The organism is Kluyvera sp. CHPC 1.251 (genome assembly GCF_036759945.1).
GTDB lineage: Bacteria > Pseudomonadota > Gammaproteobacteria > Enterobacterales > Enterobacteriaceae > Kluyvera > Kluyvera sichuanensis.
In genome coordinates, this window is the sequence record NZ_JAPKIC010000001.1 from 534,753 (window position 1) to 560,545 (window position 25,793).

The window sequence follows — 25,793 nt, forward strand, 5'->3', positions numbered from 1 at the left end:
TAATAAAAAAACGACAGTAATTTTATCTCAACAATCACGGTGAGAGGGGGTTCTGCGCCCATCTTCTTTCACCTATTAACATGAAGGGATACGTTATGGCAAAAAATAGTACACCCGGCCCCTGGTATATTGGGGTGGTGTCTGGAATGGCATCGTATATTGATTCTGCCGCCATTGTCTCTAATGGTACTGCGCTGGTTATTTATCAAAAAACTATCGGTATTACCGCTCTGGAAATTGGTATTTTATCCGGCTTGTTAACCCTCTGCATTGCCGCAGGGGCATTCTGCGGTGGTCGGCTTGGCGACCGTATTGGGCGACGTAACGTCTTTATTATCACCATGGCGATGATCGTCATCGGCACCCTGGCGCTGGCGTTTGGGCTGAGCTTCCACTTCCTGGTTGTCGGCACGCTGCTGGTGGGACTGGCCACCGGCGCGGATTTGCCGGTATCGCTGGCGACCATCTCCGAAGCGGCAACCGATGAAAACCGCGGCAAAATCATCGGTATGTCTAACTTGCTGTGGCTTGTGGGAATTGGCGCGACGATGGGGATCTCCGCGGTCGTGGGCGACTGGGGGCGGATTGGCGCGCAGATTATGTATATGCACGTTGGGTTAGTCGCGGCAGTGCTGCTGATTCTGCGCTGGTCGATACCTGAATCACCGCTATGGCTTGCCGCGCGTGACGAGCAGCGCCGCGGCGTGGCGACCGTCCGCGCACAGAAAAACGGCTGGCGTGACCTACTGGACAGCAAATACCTCTGGCCGTTTCTCTCCCTATGCGCCTTTTACACCTTCACCAATCTGGCGGCCAATACTGGCGGACAGTTTGGCACCTTTGTCGCCGTCAACGTGGTGGGGATCTCGGTTAGCACCAACTCGCTCTGGGGGCTGCTGATCCTGCCGGTTAGCGTCGCCTCGGGGCTGCTGTTTATGCGCATTGTTGATACCTCAAAGCGCATTCCCTTTTTCATCTTTGGAGCAGTGATGATGTCTGGCGGCTACTTTGTGCCGGTACTGCTGAATTTCTCGCCGCTTTCATGGTTCTGCTGCCTGCTGTTTACCAATATCGGTACCGGCTTTGCCTTTGAGGGGATCATGAAAGTGTGGGCCCAGGAGTCATTCCCGACCATGCTGCGCGCCACTGCTCAGGGGGTAATCGTCGGCGTGGCCCGCTTGACCTGCGGCCTTCTGGCTTTTGTCACACCGGTGCTGCTGAGCGCGGGGCCAATGGTGCTCTATTGCCTGCTGACGGCGATCGTAGTCGTCGGCATGGCCATAGGCTGGCTGTGCTTCCACGGCAAGCAGCGCAATGAATTTAATGCAGAAACGGAAATGGTCGCGGCGGCGGATGCGCGGACTGCGTCACATGACACGATGCGGGTGAAAGCCTGAACACGACGTTATTGAGGGAATAACTATGTTGGCAGTAGAAAAAGTTACGCTTAACTATGAACGCTCACTGGCGGGCTGTGAAACGCTCCCGATATTCGGCTGGACCATCAGCAGCAGCTTACGCAATGTCGTGCAGCGGAGTTGGCGGCTGCAGTTGGCAGCATCGGCTAGCTTTGATGACCCTTGCTATGATAGCGGCGACATCCATGATGACCGCTCGAATAACGTTGAGCTGCCTGCGTTTACCTGCGCGCACTCCACCCGCTACTACGTGCGGGTTCGCATCACCGACAATCACGGCCAGAGCAGCGACTGGAGCCCAAAGGCTTCGTTTATCACCGGCCTGCCTGCTGAGGCGTGGCAGGGCGAATTTATCTCAGCGGAGACGCCGCAGGATAAAGCCGAGTCGAAAGGCACGTTGCTGCGCCAGGATTTCACCCTGCCGCAGGGCGCCGATATCGTTTCGGCGGTGGTCCATGCCAGCGCGCTGGGGCTTTATCAGCTGTGGCTTAACGGGGAAAAGGTCGGCTGCGATGAGCTGGCACCGGGCTGGACCAGCTACCATCACCACCTGCTGTACCAGACCTGGGACGTGACCGAACGGCTACGAGAAGGCACGAATGCCATCGGAGCGATGGTGGGGGCGGGCTGGTACAAAGGGGATATGAGCTTTAACCGCTACCGTAACTACTACGGTGAGCAGACCGGCTTTATCTGCCATCTGGTGGTCACGCTGCGCGACGGTAGCCAGCAGGTCATTGCCAGCGATGGGGGCTGGCAGGGCAGCGACTCGGCGATTCTGTTCTCGGAAATCTATGACGGTGAAATCTACGATGCCCGGCTGGAACAGCGCGGCTGGAGCGAACCCGGCTTTGTGGCGCAGGGCTGGCGAGCGGTGAACCTGCTGACGGCCGACCGTGCGGTGCTGCAGCCGCAAACGGCCTGCCCGGTGCAAGAGATTGAACGCCTGACGCCGCGTGCACTGTTCACCACGCCGAAAGGCGAGACGGTGCTCGATTTTGGGCAGAACCTTAGCGGCTGGGTCGAGTTTTGCGTGCGCGGCGCAGCGGGTGACAACGTTTCGCTACGTCACTTTGAGGTGCTGGACGCGGGGGGTAACGTCTATCTGGATAACCTGCGCACCGCCAAACAGCGCATCGACTACACGCTGCGCGGCGACGGCGAAGAGCGCTACCACCCGCACTTTACCTTCCAGGGCTTCCGCTACGTAATGATTGAACGCTGGCCGGGGACGCCGACGCTGGATGATTTTACCGCCGTAGTGTTGCACTCGGCGATGGTCCCGACCGGCCATATTGAAACTTCTAACGCCGAACTGAATCAGCTTCATCACAATATCCTCTGGGGACTCAAGGGGAACTTCGTTGATATTCCCACCGACTGCCCGCAGCGCGATGAACGCCTTGGCTGGACCGGTGACGCGCAGATTTTCTGCCGTACCGCCAGCTATCTGATGCAGACGCACACCTTCTTCGCTAAGTGGCTGGTGGATCTTGCACATGACCAGACGCCGGAAGGCGGCGTACCGCACGTAATCCCCGACATTCTGACCGGGAAATGTGATAACGACCGTTTCCTGTCGCACGGGCGTACCCACTCCTCCGCCGCGTGGGCCGATGCGGCGGTGATCAACCCATGGACGCTGTATCTGATGTATGGCGATACCCAGACGCTGGCGCGACAGTACCAGAGTATGAAGGCCTGGGTGGAGTTTATGCGGGCCAACGCGGTCGACAATATGTGGTCGTGGAAGCTGCAGTTTGGCGACTGGGTGGCGCTGGATGCCCGCGAGGGTAGCTATTTTGGTGCGACGCCAAACGAACTGACCTGCATGGCCTACTACGCGCTGTCGACGCAACTGCTGGCGAAGTCGGCGAAAGTGCTTGGCCATGTGGACGATGCTGAACGTTACACGGCGCTGCATGCGTCGATCGTCGACAGCTTCCATCGTGAATTCTTTACCCCAAACGGCAGACTGGCGGCGAGAACGCAAACCGCGCATATTCTGGCGCTCTACTTCCAGCTGGTGCCAGAGGCCTATCGCGAACGCACGGTGCAAACCCTGCTGACGCTGCTGGAGGAGCAGGATGGGCATCTGGTCACCGGGTTCGTCGGCACGCCCTATTTCTGTCATGCGCTCAGTGAGAACGGCCAGGCCGATGCGGCGTGGCAGCTGCTGTTGAAGGAAGATTTCCCTTCCTGGCTGTATCAGGTAAAGGCTGGGGCGACGACGATCTGGGAGCACTGGGACGGCGTGAAGCCGGACGGCACCATGTGGAGCCCGGACATGAACTCGTTTAATCACTATGCCTACGGCGCCATCGGCGAATGGCTGTACCGGGCAGCGGCGGGGATCAACACCGAAGAAGAGGCGCCGGGCTTTAAGCGTTCGGTGATACATCCGATCCCAGGCGGTAACCTCCAGTGGCTGAACGCGCGCTACGACTCGGTATATGGCGATATCAGCGTGCACTGGACGCAGGAGGCGGCGCAGGAAAGTCAGACGATAACCCTCGAGATTGAGATCCCGGCGAATACGCGTTCGACGCTGGTGCTGGATCGGGCGCATACGCTGCTGGAGACGGATGGCCTCGACTTTGCGCCATCATCGGCGGGCTATTGCGCCGAAGTGGGTTCAGGACGCTACCGGGTTATCTTCCTGCGCTAATCATGTCGGCCGGATAAGGCGTTTACGCCACCATCCGGCGCTCTGCACGGGTTCGGCCGGATGGCGCTGTGCTTATCCGGCCGACAAAACGAATAAACGCTCGAATTCCTTCACTTTCATTCCGTTATTCGCCCTATTGGCAACGCGCGGCATCGAGATAATACTCGCGACCGTAATTGCGAGAGTGAAGCCGTGGCAGAAGAAAGCGACGACGACAAAACAGAAGACCCCACACCCCAGCGACTTGAAAAAGCGCGAGAAGAGGGGCAAATCCCACGATCCCGCGAGCTGACATCCGTGCTGATGTTGCTGGTGGGCGTTTGTGTGCTCTGGCTGGGCGGGGAGTCCCTTGCGCGTCGACTGGCGAACTTGCTCTCCGGTGGCCTGCGTTTTGACCACAGCATCGTTAACGATCCCAATTTGATTCTCGGGCAGATAATCATGCTGCTCAAAGAGGCCATGCTGGCGCTGCTGCCGTTGATTGTCGGCGTGGTGACGGTGGCGTTAGTGGCCCCGATGATGCTCGGTGGCCTGGTCTTCAGTACCAAATCCCTCGCCCTCAAACTCGACAAGCTCAACCCGCTGCCGGGGATTAAACGCATGTTCTCCGCCCAGACGGCGGCGGAACTGGCGAAAGCCATTATGAAAGCGGTGCTGATGGGTACCGTGGCAGGTTTCTTTATGTGGATGCACTGGCCGCAGATGATGCGACTGGTGAGCGAATCGCCACTGTCGGCGATGGGCAATGCCCTCAATATGGTTGGGCTCTGCGCGCTGCTGGTGGCGTTGGGGATTATCCCGATGGTGGGGTTCGACGTCTTCTGGCAGATCCACAGTCATCTGAAAAAGCTGCGTATGTCGCGTCAGGATATCCGCGACGAATTTAAACAAAGCGAAGGCGACCCGCACGTGAAAGGGCGTATTCGCCAGATGCAGCGCGCGGCAGCGAGACGACGCATGATGGCGGATGTCCCGAAAGCCGACGTTATCGTCAATAACCCAACTCACTACTCGGTGGCGCTACAGTACGACGAAAACAAAATGAGCGCGCCAAAAGTGGTTGCCAAAGGCGCGGGGCTAGTGGCGCTGCGCATTCGCGAAATCGGCGAAGAGAATCGTATCCCGATGCTGGAAGCCCCGCCGCTGGCGCGTGCGCTCTACCGTCATGCGGATATCGGTCAGCAGATCCCCGGCCAGCTATACGCGGCGGTGGCGGAAGTGCTGGCCTGGGTCTGGCAGCTTAAACGCTGGCGGCTCGCGGGCGGTCAGCCGCCGAAAAAACCGGATAACTTACCGGTGCCAGAGGCACTGGATTTTTTGAACGAGAAGGACTCTGATGGCTAATCTTGTCGCAATGCTGCGCCTCCCCAGCAACCTGAAATCCACCCAGTGGCAGGTGCTTGCCGGGCCGGTGCTGATCCTGCTGATCCTGTCGATGATGGTGCTGCCGCTGCCGGCCTTCGTCCTCGACCTGCTCTTTACCTTCAACATTGCGCTGTCGATTATGGTGCTGCTGGTGGCGATGTTCACCCAGCGTACCCTGGAGTTTGCCGCGTTCCCGACCATCCTGCTGTTTACCACCTTACTGCGTCTGGCGCTGAACGTCGCCTCCACCCGTATTATCCTGATGGACGGGCATACCGGTGCGGCGGCGGCGGGGAAGGTGGTAGAAGCCTTCGGCCACTTCCTGGTGGGCGGTAACTTCGCCATCGGTATCGTGGTGTTTATCATCCTCGTTATCATCAACTTTATGGTTATCACCAAGGGTGCCGGGCGTATCGCGGAAGTGGGCGCGCGCTTCGTACTGGACGGGATGCCGGGCAAGCAGATGGCGATTGATGCCGACCTCAACGCCGGGATCATCGGTGAAGAAGAGGCGAAAAAACGCCGCTCTGAAGTGACTCAGGAAGCAGACTTCTACGGTTCGATGGACGGTGCGAGTAAGTTCGTACGCGGTGATGCCATCGCCGGTATTCTGATCATGGTCATCAACGTTATCGGTGGTCTGTTGGTCGGTGTACTGCAACACGGGCTGGATCTCGGTAAAGCGGCGGAGTCTTATACCCTGCTGACCATCGGTGATGGTCTGGTTGCACAGATCCCCGCGCTGGTTATCTCGACCGCGGCGGGCGTTATCGTCACACGCGTCAGTACCGAGCAGGACGTGGGCGAGCAGATGGTCGGCCAGCTGTTCAGCAACCCACGCGTCATGCTGTTGAGCGCCGGGGTGCTGGGGCTGCTTGGTCTGGTGCCGGGCATGCCGAACCTGGTGTTCTTACTGTTCACCGCTGCACTGTTAGGGCTGGCCTGGTGGATCCGCGGTCGCGAAATGAAAGCGCCGGAACAGCCGCAGGCGGCGAAACCTCAGGAAGCCAGCACTCAGGCCGTTGAGGCCACCTGGAGCGACGTACAGCTTGAAGATACCCTCGGTATGGAAGTGGGCTACCGGCTGATTCCGATGGTGGATTTCCAGCAGGACGGCGAGCTGTTGGGGCGTATCCGCAGTATCCGTAAGAAATTTGCGCAGGAAATGGGCTTTTTGCCGCCGGTGGTGCACATCCGCGACAATATGGATCTCGCGCCTGCTCGCTACCGTATTCTGCTTAAAGGGGTTGAGATTGGCAGCGGCGAAGCCTATCCGGGTCGCTGGCTGGCGATTAACCCAGGCACGGCGGCGGGGACGCTGCCGGGTGAAGTCACCACCGACCCGGCCTTTGGTCTGGCGGCTATCTGGATCGAAAGCGCGCTGAAAGAGCAGGCGCAAATTCAGGGCTTCACGGTGGTGGAAGCCAGTACGGTGGTAGCGACCCATCTTAACCATCTGATTAGTCTCCATTCGTCCGAACTGTTTGGCCGTCAGGAAGCGCAGCAATTGCTGGATCGCGTCTCGCAGGAGATGCCGAAGCTGACCGAAGATCTGGTGCCGGGCGTGGTGACGCTGACCACGCTGCATAAAGTGCTGCAAAATCTGCTCGACGAAAAGGTGCCGATCCGCGATATGCGTACCATTCTGGAAACGCTGGCGGAACACGCGCCGATTCAGACCGATCCGGGCGAGCTGACCTCGGTAGTACGCGTGGCGCTGGGCCGGGCGATTACCCAACGCTGGTTCCCGGGTAATGATGAAGTGCAGGTGATTGGTCTGGATACGCCGCTTGAGCGTCTGTTGCTGCAGGCGCTGCAGGGCGGCGGCGGGCTGGAGCCGGGGCTGGCGGACCGTCTGTTGGCGCAAACTCAGGAGGCGCTGGCACGTCAGGAGATGCTCGGCGCGCCGCCGGTGCTGCTGGTGAACCATGCGCTGCGTCCGCTGCTGTCGCGCTTCCTGCGCCGCAGCCTGCCGCAGCTGGTGGTGCTGTCGAATATGGAGCTGTCAGATAACCGCAATATCCGCATGACCGCGACCATTGGAGGTAAGTAATGCGTAGGCTGCTGCTGTTACTCTGCCTGCCGGTGCTGGCGCAGGCGGCGGGTGAGGGGGCCTGGCAGGCGAGCCATATGGGCATTACGCTGAACTATCGTGGCGTTGCCGCTTCGTCGGCGCCGCTTGCCGCGACGTCGCCCGTCCAGGGGGCCACCACGTTGGTGGCCTGGCGCTACGAGCTTAACGGCCCAACGCCTGCTGGACTGCGTACCCGGTTGTGCTCACTGACCCGCTGTACTGAACTCGATGCCCAGAGCGGCACCACCATGGCGTTTAGCCAGGTGTCGGCATCTGAGCCTTTTCGTTTCATCTGGGAAATTCCCGGCGGTGGGCGATTAATTCCAGCATTGAAGGTACAAAGCGTACAAATTATCGTTAACTACCGATAACTGCCGCACAATTCACCAATCGCCACGCTAATCTGGTGGCGATGTCGCATTTCTGGTCCTTCCTTTTGATCGTAAAGAAACGTTGTTTTATAAATCAGTGACACATATGCCACGACTCTTTGCATTTTTGCCAATCCAGCCGTCGTGCTGGCAGAAATAGGAAGGTATCCCTCTACGCATACTTTTACTGTAGCCGTGTCAGTACTCCTTTTGGTGAAGCTCTAGCGCGCCGAAGGAGTTCCAATAATAAAAGGCACAGGATTGACGGCAATGAATAGAACGCGAAAAATAGGATTGGTGAATTACTTCGCCTACGGTTCGGGCGATTTTCTCGGCGCAGGCACCACCGCGCTGACCGCCGCATGGCTCCTCTACTTCTACACCACCTTCTGTGGGCTCTCTCCCATCGAAGCGACCTTTATTTTTGCAACCGCCAGGGTTCTGGACGCGGTTGTCAGCCCGCTGATGGGCTTCTTAACCGATAACTTCGGTTCGACCTGGTTCGGCAAACGCTTCGGTCGTCGTAAATTCTTTATCCTGCTCGGTATTCCCTGCGTGTTCAGCTACTCCTTTATGTGGATAGGGGACATGGGCTTCTGGTACTACCTGGTGACCTACCTGATCTTTGACGTGGTTTACACCATGATTCTGGTGCCGTACGAAACGCTGGTGCCGGAAATGACCGACGATTTCAAACAGAAGACCAAATTCTCCGGTGCGCGTATCGGTATGGCGCAGATGTCGGCAATTCTGGCCTCCTTCCTGCCTGGCATCCTGCTGACTCACTTTGGTAAAGACAACGCGGTCTCCTTCTTCTACGCCAGCCTGGTGTTCTCCGTGCTGTGCGCGTTGATGCTGACCTTTGTCTGGTTCTTCACCTGGGAACGCCCACGTGAAGAGTGGACGGCAGCGGCGCTACAGGCTGAAGCCGAGAAGAAACATCTGACCTTCGGCCAGAGCATGAGCCGTCTGTTCATCGAACTTTCTTCAACGCTGCGCATTAAGATTTTCCGTCAGCATCTGGGAATGTACCTCGGCGGCTATATCGCTCAGGACGTGTTTAACGCCGTCTTTACCTACTATGTGGTGTTTGTGCTGATGCAGGAAGCCTCAGTGGCCTCTAACCTGCTGGGCACCATGGCTATCTTCCAGTTCATCGCCGTTATCGCCATGATCCCGCTGTGCATTCGCTTTGGACCGGCACCGTCTTACCGCATGGTGGTCGTGCTGTTCGGTATTGGCTCGTTCTCCTATGCGGCGCTGTACTACGCGGGGCTGAGCGATATCTACTCGCTGCTGCTGCTGATTTCAGCGGTTGCTGGCCTGGGCCGCGGCGGCATCAACTACGTGCCGTGGAACACCTACACCTATATTGCTGACGTGGATGAAGTGATCACCGGTCAGCGCCGTGAAGGTATCTTCGCGGGCATCATGACCCTGACCCGTAAAGCGTCTCAGGCGGGTGCTGTGATGCTGGTGGGGATCATCATGCAGCTTTCCGGCTTTGTCTCCGGGCAGAAAACCCAGCCGCCTGAAGTGAGTCACACCATTCTGCTGATCCTCAGCATGGGGACCATCATCGTGCTGGCGCTGGGCTTCCTGGTCTCACTGCGCTTCAAGCTGAACCTGAAAACCCACGGCGTACTGCGTGAAGAAACCGCAAAAATGCGTGATTCCGGCCACGTGGTACCCGAAACCGTCACAGCCCAGGCGCGTGAAACCGTCGAAATGCTGGCGGGTATGCCGTACGAATCCCTGTGGGGCAATAACAATATTGGTTATCTGAATCGTAATAAGCCTGCCGCACCTTCTCTGAAGCAGGCTGCAACATTGAATTCGACTTACAACAGAGGTTAAAGATATGAAAGTTTGGCCCGTCAAACATAGCCCATTATTACGTCAACCGGAGCGTTTTATCTCCCGGGAAGAGCTGAAAGCCTTGATTCAGACGGTGACGAACAATCTGGTGAATATCAAGGATGAGACTGGTCAATTTCTGCTGCGCCTGGACGATGGTCGCGTGATTGATACCAAAGGCTGGGCAGGTTGGGAGTGGACGCACGGCGTGGGTCTGTACGGTATCTATCAGTACTACCAGCAGACCGGCGACGTGGCGATGCGCGACATTATTGATAGCTGGTTCGCCGACCGCTTTGCCGAAGGCGCGACCACCAAAAACGTCAACACCATGGCCCCGTTCCTGACGCTGGCCTACCGCTATGAAGAGACGCGCAACCCAGCGTATCTGCCGTGGCTGGAAACCTGGGCCGAGTGGGCGATGAACGAGATGCCGCGCACCGACCACGGCGGTATGCAGCACATCACGCTGGCGGAAGAGAACCATCAGCAGATGTGGGATGACACCCTGATGATGACCGTGCTGCCGCTGGCGAAAATCGGCAAGCTGCTGAATCGCCCGGAGTACGTGGAAGAGGCGGTATATCAGTTCCTGCTGCACGTGCAGAACCTGATGGACCGGGAAACCGGGCTGTGGTTCCACGGCTGGAACTACGAAGGGCACCACAACTTTGCCAATGCGCGCTGGGCGCGCGGCAATAGCTGGCTGACTATCGTGATTCCTGACTTCCTTGAGCTGGTGGATCTGCCGGAGAACAACGCGGTGCGTCGTTATCTGGTACAGGTGCTGAATGCGCAGATCGCGGCGCTGGCAAAATGCCAGGATGACAGCGGCCTGTGGCATACGCTGCTGGACGACTCAAACTCTTATCTGGAAGCGTCGGCGACCGCTGGTTTTGCCTACGGTATTCTGAAAGCGGTGCGTAAACGCTATGTTGGTCAGGAGTATGCCGACGTTGCGGAGAAAGCCATTAAGGGCATCGTGAAGCACGTTTCGCCGGAAGGGGAGTTGCTGCAAACCTCTTTCGGTACCGGGATGGGTTCCAACCTCGATTTCTACCGTGAAATTCCGCTGACCTCCATGCCGTACGGCCAGGCGATGGCGATTCTGTGCCTGACGGAATATCTGCGTAAGTTCTTCTAAGCCTTAGCGCTTCAAAAACCCGGCTATGCAGATGGCCGGGTTTTTTATTGCCTTTATTATCAAAAAAAGTTGTTATTTTTACTTTTGGTTATAAAAAAATTTTAACCAGATCACATTCCTGGCGTATGGCTAATAGCCGCAATGACAATGGTGATATAGCTCACATTCCTTCTACCTTTACAATAATATAAAAACAGTGTTTCAAAATAATAAAACACGAGGTTTAATTTTATGGCAAGAAATGCGGCTTCAGCCCCCCACGGGCTGCAGGGAAGACCTGTCAATCTGCGCCATCAACTGGCATACGGAGGCGGAAACCTTTTGGGGAGCGGCGCGCTGGCGATCAGCGGCGCGTGGCTTCTGTACTTCTATACCACATTCTGTGGTCTGACGCTGATTGAGGCGGCGTTCATTTTCTCCGTTGCGAGCGTCATTGACGCGATCAGTAACCCGCTGATGGGTTATCTCACCGATAATTTTGGTAAAACCGCGCTGGGCAAACGCTTTGGCCGTCGCCGTTTCTTCCTGCTTATCGGTATTCCACTGATGATGTTCTACCCACTGCTGTGGGTAGAAGGGCTGAGCTTCTGGTACTACCTCGCCACCTACGTCATGTTCGAGATTATCTACACCTCGGTGATGGTGCCATACGAAACGCTGGCTACCGAGATGACCGACGATTTTGCGCTGCGCTCGAAGCTGACCGGTTATAAGGCGATTTTTGGCAAGCTGGCCAACTTCCTTGCCGCATTTATTCCAGGGCAGTTTATCCTGATCTACGGTAAAGATTCCGCTACGCCGTTCTTCCTGACCGGCCTGACCTACGGTGCGATCCTCATCGCGGCGGTAGCCTGTCTGTGGTACAACAGCTGGGAGCGTCCGCGCGAAGAGGAGCCGGAAGCTCAGGTCAAATCGACCCTGCTGCATACGCTGCTGTCGCTGGCGAAAGATATGCGCTCCACCTTCTACCTGCGGGTATTCCGTAAGCACCTTGGTATGTACCTGTGCGGCTTTGGCGCCGAGTGGCTGTTCGCGTCAATCTTTACCTACTTCGTTATCTTTGTACTGCAGCATGACCCAGCGATGGTGGCGGGGCTGAACAGTCTGAACTCCATCCTGCAGCTGATTTCCACCGCGCTGTTTATCGGCCTGTGCGTGAAAAAAGGCTTCAGCAAGCCGTACATTATTGCGCTTTGCATTGTGATTTTCGCCGTATTCCTCTACACCTCACTGTGGTTCTTCCATCTGCCAGTGCATCTGGCGACCATTCTGATGTTCGGGATCACGATTATTTTCGGCCTGGGCACCGGTGGTGTGTACTACATTCCATGGACGGTCTATACCTTCCTGGCCGACGTGGATGAAGTCTATACCGGTCGCCGCCGCGAGGGGATTTATGCTGGCGCGATGACCTTCTCCGGCAAAATCCTGCGCTCGATTATCGTCTTCGTGATGGGAGCCATCCTTAGCTACTACGGCTTCCAGTCTAAAGCGCACGTGCAGCCCGAAAGCGCGGTGAATGCAATTGCGGTGGTGTTCTGCGGCGGCGTGGCGCTGTTGGCGCTGTTGGCTATCGTCTTCAGTAAGCAGATGAAGCTGGACCGTGAAACCCACAAAGTGGTGCTACAGGAAGTGGCGCGTATTAAAGCGGGCGGCAAGCTGGAAGATATTACTCCGGAAGTGCGCGCAGTGGTGGAAGACCTGGTTGGCCATCGCTACGAAGAGTGCTGGGGCAATAGCCCGCTGTTCAAAAAAGACGAATCTCCGGTTGTTATCGAGGCTGTATCCGCCGGGCGCTAATGCACCCGACGCTCACGTCAACTTACCCCTGGGGCGACGGCAGCTGCGCGTCGTCCTGGGGGACAAACAGATGGTCGAGGATCTGGCGCATCACCGGTGCCGCGACCACACCATCACTTCCCCCGTTTTCCAGCACCAGCGCAACCGCAACCTTCGGATTTTTATACGGTGCAAAGGCGGTATAGAAGATATGGTCGCGCAGGCGCGTTGGGATCATTTTCGCGTTATAGGTTTGGTTCTCTTTCAGGCTGAACACCTGTGAGGTGCCGCTTTTCGCCGCAATACCGTAAGGCGCAGTATGGAAAAACTTATAGCCGGTGCCGTTTGGCGCGTTGGCCATACCGAACATCGCCTGGCGCACCAGATTCCAGTATGGTGAGGCTGAGCTGGCAATCTGCGGTTCATTGGCTGGCTGCTGATACGGAATAACCGTCTTGCCTGACTCTTCATCCTTCAGCAGGTGCGGCGGGATCACCCGTCCGTTGTTGAGCAGGGCCACCATCGCTTTCACCATCTGAATCGGGGTGGCAATCCAGTAACCCTGGCCGATGCCGACGGAAATCGTATCACCCTGATACCAGGCTTTCTTGTGCACCTTCTCTTTCCAGCTACGGCTCGGCAGCAGGCCGGTGTACTCTTCGTCCAGATCGATCCCGGTTGGCTTGCCGTAGCCGAACTGGCTGAGCATATTATTGATGCGGTCGATACCCATCATATACGCTACCTGATAGAAGAAGGTGTCAGCGGACTCTTCAATCGCTTTGGTGACGTCCAGCATACCGTGGCCGGTTTTTTTCCAGTCGCGATAATGGCGCTGGGTCCCCGGCAGCGTCCAGGTTGGCGCGCCGAAGAAGCTGGTTTGCGGAGTGATCACGCCGTCGAGCAGCGCCGACATCGCCATATAGGGCTTCACCGTGGAAGCGGGCGGGTAGAGCCCCTGGGTGACGCGGTTAATCAGCGGCAGGTTCTTATCCTGCAGCAGCGAGTTGTAATCTTTGTAGCTTATCCCTTTCACAAACGGGTTCGGGTCATAGCTGGGGTTTGAGACCATTGCCAGCACTGAACCATCGTGTGGGTCTTCTACCAGCACCGCGGCGCGCTGGCCAACCAGCAGGCTTTCAATGTACTCCTGCAGGTGCAGATCCAACGTCAGGTGAATATCTTTGCCCGCCACCGGCGGCACGTCCTTTAACAGACGAACGATACGTCCGTGGTTATCGACTTCCACTTCCTGGTAGCCGGTTTTGCCGTGCAGTTCGTTTTCGTAGTAGCGCTCAATACCCTGTTTGCCAATGTTATGGTCGGCGGCGTAGTTTTCCGCAATGCCTTCTTTATCCAGCGTTTTAAGATCGCTATCGTTGATTTTCGACACGTAGCCCAGCACGTGCGCCAGCTCGGCACCGTACGGATACTGACGGTCTTCATAGCTGTCGATCGTCACGCCGCTAAAGCGGAACTGATTCACGGAAAAACGGGCGATTTCAACATCGGAGAGGGCGTTTTTTAATACTACGGGGCGGTAGCGGCTGCTGGACTTGAGCGCTTTATGAAACTGGTCGATGTCGTCGGGCGTCAGGTCAACGATGGGCGTCAGTTCGCGCAGCAGCGCGTTCATATCGTCGATTTTATAAGGGGTAACGGAAATATCGTACCAGGTGACGTTTTTCACCAGCGGAATGCCGTTACGGTCATAGATAATGCCGCGGGTCGGTGCGACCGGCAGCATCTTGATGTCGTTGGCATCTGAACGTGTGGCGTAGTAGCTGTGTTCGTCAATCTGTAGATGGTAGAGATTGAAAATCAGTATGCCAAAGCAGACCACCACCAAGCCAAAGGCCACGATCGCGCGGCGCATGAAGAGCTTTCGCTCCGCTTCATAGTCTCTAAAAGTCATTACGGTACCCAGTGTTTAAGCCGCCTAATGATACGGAGCGGGTACCGGCATGACAGACAAAAAATGTACCATCCCTATAGGGAAATGTGTCATTCCTTGTGTTTTGTAACAAATTGCGGGGATTTAGCCTATAGCTCGGCCAGGCGGAGCGCCGCCGGGAAACGCACGATATAAAAAAGCCCGCGACATGCGCGGGCTTTTCACATCACTCGAAGTAATTACATACGTTCTACGGTTTCGATACCCAGGGTATCCAGACCCAGCTTCAGGGTTTTCGCCGTCAACAGCGCCAGCTTCAGGCGGCTGTTACGCACGCTTTCGTTCTCGGCGGAGAGGATAGGGCAGTGCTCGTAGAAGCCGGAGAACAGACCTGCCAGATCGTACAGGTAAGCACACATTACGTGCGGCGTACCGTCGCGAGCGACGACGTTCAGCGTCTCTTCAAACTGCAGCAGACGCGCCGCCAGCTGTGCTTCACGGTCTTCAGTGATGGTCACTGCGGCATTGATGATAGCGCTCTCTTCCAGCTCCGCTTTACGGAACACGGACAGCACGCGGGTATAAGCGTATTGCATATACGGCGCAGTGTTGCCTTCGAAGGCCAGCATGTTGTCCCAGTCGAATACGTAGTCGGTGGTACGGTTTTTGGAGAGATCCGCATATTTCACCGCGCCGATACCGACGACGTTAGCCAGTTTTTCCAGCTCATCTGCTGGCATATCCGGATTCTTCTCTGCCACCAGGCGACGTGCGCGTTCCAGCGCTTCGTCCAGCAGATCCGCCAGCTTCACGGTACCGCCAGCACGGGTTTTGAACGGCTTGCCGTCTTTACCCAGCATCATGCCGAACATGTGGTGCTCCAGCGGTACGGAATCCGGCACGTAACCCGCTTTACGAACGATGGTCCACGCCTGCATCAGGTGCTGGTGCTGACGGGAGTCGATGTAGTAGAGCACGCGGTCGGCATGCAGGGTTTCGTAACGATATTTCGCACAGGCGATATCGGTAGTGGTGTACAGGTAGCCGCCATCCTTTTTCTGGATGATGACGCCCATAGGCTCACCTTCTTTGTTCTTGAACTCGTCCAGGAACACCACGGTCGCGCCTTCGCTCTCCACCGCCAGACCTTTGGCTTTCAGGTCCGCGACGATACCCGGCAGCATTGGGTTGTACAGGCTTTCACCCATCACGTCATCGCGGGTCAGGGTGACGTTGAGGCGATCGTAGGTCAGCTGGTTCTGGGTCATGGTGATATCGACCAGCTGGCGCCACATTTTACGGAAGTATTCGTCGCCGCCCTGCAGCTTCACGACGTAGCTACGCGCGCGCTCGGCGAAGGCTTCGTCTTCGTCGTAGTGTTTTTTTGCTTCGCGGTAGAAACCCTCGAGGTCGGCCAGCGCCATCTCACCGGCGTTTTCCTGCTGCTGCTTTTCCAGATACGCAATCAGCATACCGAACTGGGTGCCCCAGTCGCCAACGTGGTTCGCGCGGATCACTTTATGGCCCATCAGCTCCAGCGTACGGACGGCAGCGTCACCAATGATGGTGGAGCGCAGGTGGCCGACGTGCATCTCTTTTGCCACGTTTGGCGCGGAGTAATCCACCACGATAGTCTGTTTTTCTGGCTGGGCGATGCCCAGACGATCGCTTTTCAGCGCCTGACTAACGTGCTCGGCCAGGAAGGCTGGGTCGAGGAAAATATTGATAAAGCCTGGCCCGGCGATCTCGACTTTATTGGCAATGCCGTTCAGATCGAGATGAGACAGTACCTGCTCTGCCAGTTGTCGTGGTGCCATGCCCAGTTTTTTGGCCACTGCCATCATGCCGTTAGCCTGATAGTCGCCGAACTGTACTTTTGCTGACTGGCGAACCTGTGGTTCGCAATCGGCAGGCGCGCCTGCCGCAATCATGGCCTGACTGACTTTTTCTGAGAGAAGAGCCTGAATATTCACCGGAATACCTTACGTTTTAGACGCTGCAACCTGCACGGCCCAGCGCCGGGTGTGGATAAATTAAGGCGGGAGTATACTGCATTTGCCTGATGCCGTCAGCATCGGGCCGCCCTCTGCCATAGTGAAAAAACGTTGCCTGAGCAGGGATTAATCGCTCATCACGCCGAACGGTTGGTTCGCGGCCCACAACAGGGTAGATTAGCCTTTTCATGGAATAAGAGTAGGGCTGAAATGGCAAACTGGCAGACTATCGCGGAACTGCAGGATATCGCTGCGGATCTTCCGCGCTTCACCGACGCACTGGCGGCGCTTTCCCAACGGCTGGGGCTCGATATTGCGCCGCTCAACGCCGACCATATCTCGCTGCGCTGCCACCAGAACGCTACTGCCGAACGCTGGCGTCGCGGTTTCGAGCAGTGCGGTACGCTGCTGTCGGAAAATATCATCAACGGTCGACCGATTTGTCTGTTTAAGCTTGAGGAGCCGGTTTGCGTGGAACACTGGCAGTTTACGGTGGTTGAGCTGCCGTGGCCGGGTGAGAAACGCTACCCGCATGAAGGCTGGGAACATATCGAAATCGTTCTGCCGGGCGAGCCGGAAGAGCTGAACGCCCGCGCGCTGGCGCTGCTGTCTGATGACGGGCTGAGCCAGCCGGGTATTTCAGTCAAAACCAGCTCCCCGAAAGGCGAGCGTGAACGTCTACCGAACCCGACGATGGCGGTCACCGACGGTAAGGTGACGGTGAAATTTCACCCGTGGACGATTGAAGAAATTGTTGCCAGTGAGCAGCCAGTGTAACAATGTGAACTAACGCCGGGTCTGCAGACGGGAACGGTGGCATGATCTTTCGCTGAATCAAACGGAGAGAAATATGGCATTGCTGGAAATCTGCTGTTACAGCACGGAATGCGCGGTTATCGCGCAGCAGAATGGGGCGGATCGCATTGAACTGTGTGCGGCGCCGCTTGAGGGCGGACTGACACCTTCATACGGTGTGCTGAAAGCCACGCGTCATCGGGTGACAATTCCCGTCCACCCGATTATCCGGCCCCGAGGCGGTGATTTCTGTTATACCGACGGTGAGTTCGCCACCATGCTGGAAGATGTGCGTCAGATTCGCTCGCTGGGCTATCCCGGTTTTGTGATTGGCGTGCTGAATCCTGACGGGCAGGTGGATATTCCCCGCATGCGCCAGATTATGGTGGCAGCAGGCCCGCTGGCGGTAACATTCCATCGCGCCTTTGATATGTGCGCAAATCCGCAGCAGGCTATTGAACAACTTGCGGAATTGGGCATTGCCAGGGTTCTCACCTCCGGGCAGCAGCCATCGGCGGAAAAAGGTATTTTATTAATTCGGGAACTTATTGGCAGGGGGGATACTCCAACCATTATGGCAGGTGCAGGTGTAAGAGCGAGCAACCTTTCTCTTTTCCTCGAAGCCGGTGTCAAAGAAGTGCACAGTTCAGCCGGGCAATGGGTGCCCTCCGAAATGCGTTACCGCAACTCCGGACTATCAATGTCAACGGATCCTGAAGCTGATGAGTATTCTCGCTATACCGTCGATGGCGCGGCGGTAGCAGCAATGAGGGAAATCATTGAGCGCCACGTGTAGCTAAAAGTTTTTACCGCGTGTCATATTCGCCCAATATGATGCTTGCTTGTACCAGGCCCCTGCCCATTAAACAGGGGCCTTTTTTTCGCCGTTATATTTCGCCCTGCCACTGCGTTGGCTTTCCTCGCTCGCCGCCGGGAAGGGCACAACCGTTACGGTTTACGCGCAATCAACACCGCGCGCAGCGGTGCCGGATAGCCTTCAATCGTTTTGGTCGGATCGTTTGGATCGAGGAAATCGGCCAGCGACTCGGTAACCATCCATTCGGTGCGACGCTGTTCGTCGGTTGAGGTGACGCTCATATCGGCAATGCGCACGTCAACGAAACCGCACTTCTCCATCCAGTTTTTCAGCGCCAGCGCCGACGGAATAAAGTAGACGTTACGCATCTGCGCATAGCGGTCTCCAGGTACCAGCACCGTGTTCTCATCGCCTTCAACCACTAGCGTTTCCAGCACCAGCTCGCCATCGCTGACCAACTGATCTTTTAACTGCCAGATATGCTCAAGCGGTGAACGGCGGTGGTACAGCACGCCCATAGAGAAAACGGTATCAAATGCCTTCAGCGCCGGAAGCTGCTCAATGCCCAGCGGCAACAGGTGCGCGCGCTGATCGTTACCCAGCAACTTACGCACTGCTTCAAACTGGCACAGGAACAGATGGGTAGGGTCGATACCCACCGCCATGTGTGCGCCTGCACCAATCATGCGCCACAGGTGATAACCACTACCGCAGCCTACGTCGAGAATGGTACGTCCGCTCAGATCCGACAGGTGCGGCAACACGCGCTCCCATTTCCAGTCGGAGCGCCATTCGGTATCGATGTTCACGCCGTACAGAGAAAACGGCCCTTTACGCCACGGCATCAGGTTACGTAACAGCGTATCGATGCGTTTGATCTGACCTTCGCTTAGCGGCGTTTCACTTTCAGCGGTAACGCTGTGCAGCAGGTCGAGCTTCCACGGCTGAATTTCCGGCAGAAATTCAACGGCGTTGGACCACTGCTTAAACAGACCATGCTGATCGCGCTGCCAGGCGCCAATCTGCGCGGGCAGCGTTTCCAGCCAATGGGACAGCGGGCTTTTTGCGATTTGCTGATAAAAATTGCCAAACTCGATCATGCCGGGGTTCCCGCTTTCAGTGCCACCAAAGAGCCAAAGTTAAAGCACTGGAACCACAGCTCGCTATGCTCAAAACCGGCCTGACTCAGGCGAGCTTTGTGGACTTCAACCGAGTCGGTCAACATCACGTTTTCCAGCATGCTGCGCTTCTGGCTGATTTCCAGTTCGCTGTAGCCGTTGGCACGCTTAAAGTCGTGGTGCATGTTGAACAACAGCTCGCCGACGGTCGCGTCTTCGAAACTGAACTTCTCTGACAGCACCAGCGCACCGCCGGGGTTCAGCCCCTGGTAAATTTTGTTGAGTAATGCCTGGCGCTCTGCGGGCTCAAGGAACTGGACCGTAAAGTTCAGCACCACCATAGAGGCGTTATGAATCTCGATATCGCGAATATCGCCCTCAATAACATCCACCGGGGTCGGCGCTTTGTAGGCGTCGATATGGCGACGGCAGCGTTCAATCATCGCCGGAGAATTATCAACGGCGATAATACGACAGTCGTCGTGGGCAATGTTACGGCGAATGGAAAGGGTGGCGGCACCCAATGAACAGCCAAGGTCGTAAACCTGGGTGCCCGGCTGTACAAAGCGCTCGGCCAGCATGCCAATCATTGAGATGATATTCGAGTAGCCAGGCACGGAGCGCTGGATCATATCCGGGAAAACTTCAGCTACCCGTTCATCGAAGGTCCAGTCGCCGAGGCGGGCAATCGGTGCAGAAAAAAGCGTATCGCGGTCAGACATAAGGTTAAATCCGGAAAAATAAAAACGGCGTATTGTGCGCTAACGCAGCGAGAAAACCAACTCCCACGGCATATACCACAGGTTCACCAGCACCATTAGCAACAGCGAAAGATAGGTGGCGATCATGCCTGAACGTCGCCAGCGGAACAGTCGATGGTGAAAACCGTAGTAGTGCATCAACCGCCCGGCGAGCAGCATCAGGCCGCAGAGGTGCACCATCCAGGTTTCCGCGCCGTTCATTTCCATAAACAGCAGCAGGGCGACGCCAATCGGAATGTATTCCACCGCATTGCCATGAATGCGAATGGCGCTTTGCAGCTCGCTAAAGCCACCATCGCCGTAGGCAACGCGGTAAAGCCGGCGCAGGCGCACGACGTCGAAGGAAAATTTTATCAGCAACAACGCCGCGAGTACGGCGTACAGCGCGCTAACCATACAAACTCCCTTTATGTTGGTAGAGGCTACTCATTATCATAGGTATGAATGTCAAAAAAGAGAAGATTGTTGTGGAATCGACGGCGCGGAACCCAGTTCAGGAAGGGCGGAATGCAGCGCATCCCACAGAGAATGCACCAGCTCTGGTGCCTGGGCGATATCCGGGGTATGCAAAAACAGATATGGCGTGGTGGAATGCTGCCACTGCGCCAGTTTCTCCAGCCACGGCGCAAACATGGCCTGGTTCTGCGCCATATCATCGCTGCCGATAAATCTCACCATGGGCTGTTCAGCGGTCACCACCGCATGCACCGGCACTTTTGGCTTTTTGCGCTGGGCTTCTCGTACCGCTTCACTGTGCGGTATAGCGGCATGTACCGGTCGGCTGTCGAGGATCACACGATTCACGCCGCGTTCATGCAGACCGCGGTTAAGCAGCCGCTCGCTGTCGCTCTTATCAAAAAACTGCGGGTGACGGACTTCAACGCCATAGTGAAACATTTTCGGTAACCCGTCGAGGAAAGCCCACAGCGCGGGTAGGTCACGAGGGCCAAAGGTGGCCGGAAGCTGAAGCCAGTATTGCCCAATTCGCCCATCAAGCGGCGACATCCGCTGGAAAAACTCAAGGGTCAGATCGTCGCAATGACGAAGCGCGGCCTGGTGCGAAATGGTGGCTGGGAATTTAAAACAGAATCGAAAATTATCATCGGTCTGCGCCAGCCAGCGGTCGACAATGTCGGCCTTCGGCAGGGCGTACAGCGTGGTGTTGCCCTCCACGCAGTTAAAGTGGCGGGCATACTCTTCAAGGCTGGTGATACCAAGGCGCACCCATTTCGGGTGCGACCATTGGGGAAGCCCAAGATAAATCATAGCGCCGCGAGGATCTCATCGGTGCTGCGCACGCGCGCAATGCGCGGGAAGATATAGGAGAGGCTGCTCTGGTGCTGATCGTTATTGAACGCGCTGCAGGCGTCTTCGGCGATAACCAGGTTAAAGCCCAGTTCCCACGCGTTACGGGCGGTAGATTCCACGCCGATATTGGTGGAGATACCGCACAGGATAATGGTGTCGATACCGCGACGACGCAGCTGCACTTCAAGGTCAGTGCCGTAAAACGCGCCCCACTGGCGTTTGGTGACTTCAATATCGCTGTCCTGTTTGCCCAGTTCAGCCGGGTAGGTCCACCAGTTTTCCGGCAGCGCTTTAGCTGGTGCGGGCGCATCCACCGGCTGCTTCAGGGCGTCGGCAAAATCTGCTGACCAACCTACGCGAACCAACACGACGGGTGCGGATGCCGCGCGGCACTTGTCGGCGAGACGGGCGGCACGGGCGACAACGTCGGTGGCGGTATGCGGGCCGCCGGCAAACGGCAGAATGCCTTCCTGCAGGTCAATCACCACAAGGGCGGTTTTTTTTGCGTCTAAATTCAGCATGGTGGTTCCTCTGTAAACGGGCTGTCGGGGGCATACCTTACAATCGACGGCTGGTGATTGAACGGATAATTATTGTTAATTTTTGTGAGCGTAGGCAATAAGCGTTCAGCAAACAGTCGTATAAGCTGCTCCGGGCTTATCGCGAGCGAGAATTTCCAGTATAATAGCCCCCTTTTTTCATCCAGTAGTGACATTCAGCTAAAGCTGCGACAGTAACGCCTGCATGGCAGGCGACAATCCGCCGACGGCTAAGTTAAGGGATATCTCATGCGTACAGAATATTGCGGACAGCTTCGACAGTCCCACGTTGGGCAGCAGGTGACTCTGTGTGGTTGGGTCAACCGCCGTCGTGATCTCGGTAGCCTCATTTTTATCGACATGCGCGACCGTGAAGGCATCGTACAGGTGTTCTTCGATCCGGACCGTGCGGATGCCTTGAAGTTAGCCTCTGAACTGCGTAATGAGTTCTGCATTCAGGTAACCGGTACCGTTCGTGCGCGTGACGAGAAGAACATCAACGCGGATATGGCAACCGGTGCTATCGAAGTTCTGGCCTCCGATCTGACCATCATCAACCGTTCAGAATCACTGCCGCTGGACTCCAACCACGTCAACACCGAAGAAGCGCGTCTGAAGTACCGCTACCTCGACCTGCGTCGTCCGGAAATGGCTCAGCGCCTGAAAACCCGCGCTAAAATCACCAGCTTCGTACGTCGCTTTATGGACGATCACGGTTTCCTCGATATCGAAACCCCGATGCTGACCAAAGCGACCCCGGAAGGCGCGCGCGACTACCTGGTACCGTCTCGCGTACATAAAGGTAAGTTCTACGCGCTGCCACAGTCTCCTCAGCTGTTCAAACAGCTGCTGATGATGTCCGGCTTCGACCGCTACTATCAGATCGTTAAATGCTTCCGCGACGAAGACCTGCGCGCTGACCGTCAGCCAGAATTCACCCAGATCGACGTCGAAACGTCCTTCATGACCGCACCGCAGGTGCGCGAAGTGATGGAAGCGCTGGTGCGTCAGCTGTGGCTGGAAATCAAAGGTGTGGATCTGGGCGACTTCCCGATCATGACCTTCGCTGAAGCCGAGCGCCGTTATGGTTCCGACAAACCGGACCTGCGTAACCCAATGGAGCTGGTCGATGTTGCTGACCTGCTGAAGTCCGTTGAGTTTGCGGTATTCTCCGGACCGGCCAACGATCCGAAAGGCCGCGTGGCGGCACTGCGCGTACCGGGCGGTGCTGCACTGACCCGTAAGCTGATTGATGAGTACGGCAACTTTGTGAAGATCTATGGCGCGAAAGGCCTGGCTTATATCAAAGTGACCGAACGTGCGAAAGGCATGGAAGGCATCAACAGCCCAGTGGCGAAATTCCTGACCCCAGAGATCGTTGAAGCTATCCTTGAGCGCACCGGCGCGCAGGACGGCGACATGATCTTCTTCGGTGCCGACAACAAGAAAGTGGTTGCCGATGCGCTGGGCGCACTGCGTCTGAAGCTGGGTAAAGATCTGAACCTGACTGACGAAAACATGTGGGCGCCGCTGTGGGTGATCGACTTCCCAATGTTTGAAGAAGATGGTGAAGGCGGCCTGACCGCAATGCACCACCCGTTCACCTCGCCGAAAGACATGACCGCCGAAGAGCTGAAAGCGGCTCCGGAAGACGCGGTAGCGAACGCCTACGACATGGTTATCAACGGCTACGAAGTGGGCGGCGGTTCCGTGCGTATTCACCGTGGCGACATGCAGCAGACCGTGTTCGGCATCCTCGGCATCAATGAACAAGAGCAGCGCGAGAAGTTTGGCTTCCTGCTGGACGCGCTGAAATACGGTACGCCGCCACACGCGGGCCTGGCCTTCGGTCTTGACCGTCTGACCATGCTGCTGACCGGCACCGATAACATCCGTGACGTTATCGCCTTCCCGAAAACCACCGCAGCAGCGTGTCTGATGACCGAAGCGCCAAGCTTCGCGAATCCAGCTTCTCTGGGCGAACTGGGTATTCAGGTTGTGGCGAAAGAGCCAAAAGAGTCTGCGGAGAACAAGTAACATGCCATTCAAGCGCCCCGTCTCTATTCTGGTGGTGATTTATGCCCAGGACAGCAAACGGGTGCTGATGCTGCAGCGACGCGATGACCCTGATTTCTGGCAGTCGGTAACCGGCAGCGTGGAAGAGGGGGAAACCGCGTCGCAAGCCGCCATGCGTGAAGTAAAGGAAGAGGTCACTATTGATGTTGTGTCTGAGCAACTGACCTTGAAAGACTGTCAACGCACGGTGGAGTTTGAAATTTTTCAACATTTACGCCATCGCTATGCGCCGGGCGTTGTGCGCAATACAGAATCCTGGTTCTGTCTTGCGCTGCCCCACGAGCGGGACGTTGTATTCACCGAGCACCTGACCTACCAGTGGCTCGATGCGCCCGCCGCGGCGGCACTCACCAAGTCGTGGAGTAACCGGCAGGCGATTGAAGAATTTGTCATTAACGCTGCCTGAAAGGGCATAGTTTTTTGGAGATATTTTTATGGCAGGTCATAGTAAATGGGCCAACACCAGACATCGTAAAGCGGCGCAGGATGCTAAGCGCGGCAAAATCTTCACCAAGATCATTCGTGAACTGGTGACGGCGGCCAAACTGGGCGGCGGCGATCCAGATGCGAACCCGCGTCTGCGTGCTGCGGTAGATAAAGCCCTGGCCAACAACATGACGCGTGACACGCTGAACCGTGCTATCGCGCGCGGTGTGGGCGGTGATGAAGATTCCAACATGGAAACCATCATCTATGAAGGCTACGGTCCTGGCGGCACCGCGGTAATGATTGAATGTCTGTCCGACAACCGTAACCGCACCGTTGCTGAAGTGCGTCACGCATTCAGCAAAACCGGTGGTAACCTGGGTACCGACGGCTCCGTTTCTTATCTGTTCAGCAAAAAAGGGATTATTTCCTTTGAGCAGGGTGACGAAGACACCATTATGGAAGCCGCGCTGGAAGCTGGTGCGGAAGACGTTGTGACCTTCGACGACGGCGCGATTGACGTCTACACCGCGTGGGAAGAGATGGGTAAAGTACGTGATGCGCTGGAAGCGGCTGGCCTGAAGGCTGACGCGGCAGAAGTGTCGATGATCCCGTCCACCAAAGCGGACATGGATGCGGAAACCGCACCAAAACTGATGCGTCTCATCGACATGCTGGAAGACTGTGACGACGTTCAGGAAGTCTACCACAACGGCGAAATCTCTGACGAGGTCGCAGCGACCTTAGAATGAGGTGGCTGTACCGTAACCTAACAGGAGGTGCGTGATGTCAATTATTCTCGGCATTGACCCGGGGTCGCGCATCACCGGTTATGGTGTCATTCGCCAGGTTGGCCGACAGCTGACCTACCTTGGCAGCGGATGTATCCGCACCAAGGTTGACGATCTTCCGTCGCGTCTGAAGCTGATTTATGCCGGCGTGACGGAGATTATCACCCAGTTCCAGCCGGATTATTTCGCTATCGAGCAGGTCTTTATGGCGAAAAACGCCGACTCGGCGCTTAAGCTGGGGCAGGCGCGCGGAGTGGCCATCGTTGCTGCTACCAATCAGGATCTCCCGGTCTTTGAGTACGCTGCCCGTCAGGTCAAACAGACCGTCGTGGGTATCGGTAGTGCGGAAAAAAGCCAGGTTCAGCATATGGTGCGCACGTTGTTAAAGCTTCCCGCCAACCCTCAGGCCGATGCCGCCGATGCGCTGGCTATCGCCATTACCCACTGCCACGTCAGCCAGAACGCCATGCAAATGAGCGACACCCGGCTGAACTTAGCGCGTGGGCGATTACGATAATCACAAATCAGGCTGGATAAATATCCAGCCTTTTTTTATGATAGTACATTACTCTTTTAGCCCTTAACGCAGGAGCGTCAC

The 25,793-nt window shown here is 56.5% G+C and carries 21 protein-coding genes; 14 read left to right on the forward strand and 7 right to left on the reverse strand.

Annotation, left to right across the window (positions count from 1 at the left end):
- Positions 1 to 146: 146 nt before the first annotated feature.
- From V6940_RS02430 to V6940_RS02465, 8 genes are all read left to right on the forward strand, one after another.
- Positions 147 to 1,397, forward strand: a complete 1,251-nt coding sequence (locus V6940_RS02430) for an MFS transporter (protein ID WP_333494694.1) — start codon at positions 147 to 149, stop codon at positions 1,395 to 1,397.
- 25 nt (positions 1,398 to 1,422) lie between these two features.
- Positions 1,423 to 4,086, forward strand: coding sequence for a family 78 glycoside hydrolase catalytic domain (locus V6940_RS02435; protein ID WP_333494695.1), 2,664 nt, complete (start codon positions 1,423 to 1,425; stop codon positions 4,084 to 4,086).
- Between the two features lie 192 nt (positions 4,087 to 4,278).
- A complete protein-coding gene (flhB, locus tag V6940_RS02440; protein WP_185667557.1) occupies positions 4,279 to 5,430 on the forward strand; it encodes a flagellar biosynthesis protein FlhB in 1,152 nt (383 codons plus the stop codon).
- Positions 5,423 to 7,504, forward strand: coding sequence for a flagellar biosynthesis protein FlhA (flhA, locus tag V6940_RS02445; protein ID WP_333494696.1), 2,082 nt, complete (start codon positions 5,423 to 5,425; stop codon positions 7,502 to 7,504). The genes flhB and flhA overlap by 8 nt, the downstream gene beginning before the upstream one ends.
- Positions 7,504 to 7,896 (forward strand): flagellar protein FlhE, encoded by a 393-nt coding sequence (flhE, locus tag V6940_RS02450; RefSeq protein WP_333494697.1) that lies wholly within the window; start codon positions 7,504 to 7,506, stop codon positions 7,894 to 7,896. Before flhA ends, flhE begins: the two co-directional genes overlap by 1 nt.
- A gap of 270 nt (positions 7,897 to 8,166) precedes the next feature.
- The gene (locus V6940_RS02455; protein ID WP_185667560.1) at positions 8,167 to 9,753 is read left to right on the forward strand and encodes an MFS transporter; all 1,587 of its coding nucleotides are present in this window, start codon (positions 8,167 to 8,169) and stop codon (positions 9,751 to 9,753) included.
- A gap of 4 nt (positions 9,754 to 9,757) precedes the next feature.
- Positions 9,758 to 10,897, forward strand: coding sequence for a beta-galactosidase BglB (gene bglB / locus V6940_RS02460; RefSeq protein WP_333494698.1), 1,140 nt, complete (start codon positions 9,758 to 9,760; stop codon positions 10,895 to 10,897).
- A gap of 231 nt (positions 10,898 to 11,128) precedes the next feature.
- The gene (locus V6940_RS02465) at positions 11,129 to 12,697 is read left to right on the forward strand and encodes an MFS transporter (RefSeq protein ID WP_333494699.1); all 1,569 of its coding nucleotides are present in this window, start codon (positions 11,129 to 11,131) and stop codon (positions 12,695 to 12,697) included.
- Positions 12,698 to 12,719: 22 nt separating this feature from the next.
- Here V6940_RS02465 and mrdA read toward each other — a convergent pair whose 3' ends face one another.
- Positions 12,720 to 14,591 (reverse strand): penicillin-binding protein 2, encoded by a 1,872-nt coding sequence (gene mrdA / locus V6940_RS02470; protein WP_333494700.1) that lies wholly within the window; start codon positions 14,589 to 14,591, stop codon positions 12,720 to 12,722.
- A gap of 218 nt (positions 14,592 to 14,809) precedes the next feature.
- A complete protein-coding gene (gene argS / locus V6940_RS02475; RefSeq protein WP_333494701.1) occupies positions 14,810 to 16,543 on the reverse strand; it encodes an arginine--tRNA ligase in 1,734 nt (577 codons plus the stop codon).
- A 231-nt stretch (positions 16,544 to 16,774) separates the two neighbouring features.
- Here argS and V6940_RS02480 point away from each other — a divergent pair, with 231 nt between their 5' ends.
- Together V6940_RS02480 and cutC are read left to right on the forward strand one after the other, a co-directional pair.
- Positions 16,775 to 17,341: a VOC family protein gene (locus tag V6940_RS02480; protein WP_333494702.1), complete on the forward strand. Its 567-nt coding sequence runs from the start codon at positions 16,775 to 16,777 to the stop codon at positions 17,339 to 17,341.
- A 73-nt stretch (positions 17,342 to 17,414) separates the two neighbouring features.
- Positions 17,415 to 18,155, forward strand: a complete 741-nt coding sequence (gene cutC / locus V6940_RS02485; protein ID WP_333494703.1) for a copper homeostasis protein CutC — start codon at positions 17,415 to 17,417, stop codon at positions 18,153 to 18,155.
- 152 nt (positions 18,156 to 18,307) lie between these two features.
- On the opposite strand, the gene cmoB is transcribed toward cutC, so the two are convergent.
- Genes cmoB through V6940_RS02510 form a run of 5 tightly spaced genes read right to left on the reverse strand, consistent with a single transcriptional unit; the run spans position 18,308 to position 21,884 of the window.
- On the reverse strand, positions 18,308 to 19,276 hold the full coding sequence (gene cmoB, locus V6940_RS02490; RefSeq protein ID WP_333494704.1) for a tRNA 5-methoxyuridine(34)/uridine 5-oxyacetic acid(34) synthase CmoB: 969 nt from the start codon (positions 19,274 to 19,276) through the stop codon (positions 18,308 to 18,310).
- Positions 19,273 to 20,016, reverse strand: a complete 744-nt coding sequence (cmoA, locus tag V6940_RS02495; RefSeq protein ID WP_333494705.1) for a carboxy-S-adenosyl-L-methionine synthase CmoA — start codon at positions 20,014 to 20,016, stop codon at positions 19,273 to 19,275. The genes cmoB and cmoA overlap by 4 nt, the downstream gene beginning before the upstream one ends.
- Before the next feature lie 39 nt (positions 20,017 to 20,055).
- On the reverse strand, positions 20,056 to 20,451 hold the full coding sequence (locus V6940_RS02500; protein ID WP_185667569.1) for an MAPEG family protein: 396 nt from the start codon (positions 20,449 to 20,451) through the stop codon (positions 20,056 to 20,058).
- A 51-nt stretch (positions 20,452 to 20,502) separates the two neighbouring features.
- Entirely contained in the window at positions 20,503 to 21,321 is an 819-nt protein-coding gene (locus tag V6940_RS02505) for a DUF72 domain-containing protein (protein WP_333494706.1), read from the reverse strand.
- A complete protein-coding gene (locus V6940_RS02510; protein ID WP_220438788.1) occupies positions 21,318 to 21,884 on the reverse strand; it encodes a hydrolase in 567 nt (188 codons plus the stop codon). The genes V6940_RS02505 and V6940_RS02510 overlap by 4 nt, the downstream gene beginning before the upstream one ends.
- Positions 21,885 to 22,151: 267 nt before the next feature.
- Here V6940_RS02510 and aspS point away from each other — a divergent pair, with 267 nt between their 5' ends.
- The 4 genes from aspS to ruvC are packed head-to-tail and all read left to right on the forward strand — an operon-like array spanning position 22,152 to position 25,712.
- A complete protein-coding gene (aspS, locus tag V6940_RS02515) occupies positions 22,152 to 23,939 on the forward strand; it encodes an aspartate--tRNA ligase (RefSeq protein WP_333494707.1) in 1,788 nt (595 codons plus the stop codon).
- Between the two features lies 1 nt (position 23,940).
- Complete coding sequence (nudB, locus tag V6940_RS02520; protein ID WP_185667573.1) at positions 23,941 to 24,384, forward strand: dihydroneopterin triphosphate diphosphatase; 444 nt, start codon at positions 23,941 to 23,943, stop codon at positions 24,382 to 24,384.
- A gap of 28 nt (positions 24,385 to 24,412) precedes the next feature.
- A complete protein-coding gene (locus V6940_RS02525) occupies positions 24,413 to 25,156 on the forward strand; it encodes a YebC/PmpR family DNA-binding transcriptional regulator (RefSeq protein WP_185667574.1) in 744 nt (247 codons plus the stop codon).
- Positions 25,157 to 25,190: 34 nt separating this feature from the next.
- On the forward strand, positions 25,191 to 25,712 hold the full coding sequence (gene ruvC, locus V6940_RS02530; RefSeq protein WP_061284686.1) for a crossover junction endodeoxyribonuclease RuvC: 522 nt from the start codon (positions 25,191 to 25,193) through the stop codon (positions 25,710 to 25,712).
- Positions 25,713 to 25,793: the final 81 nt, after the last annotated feature.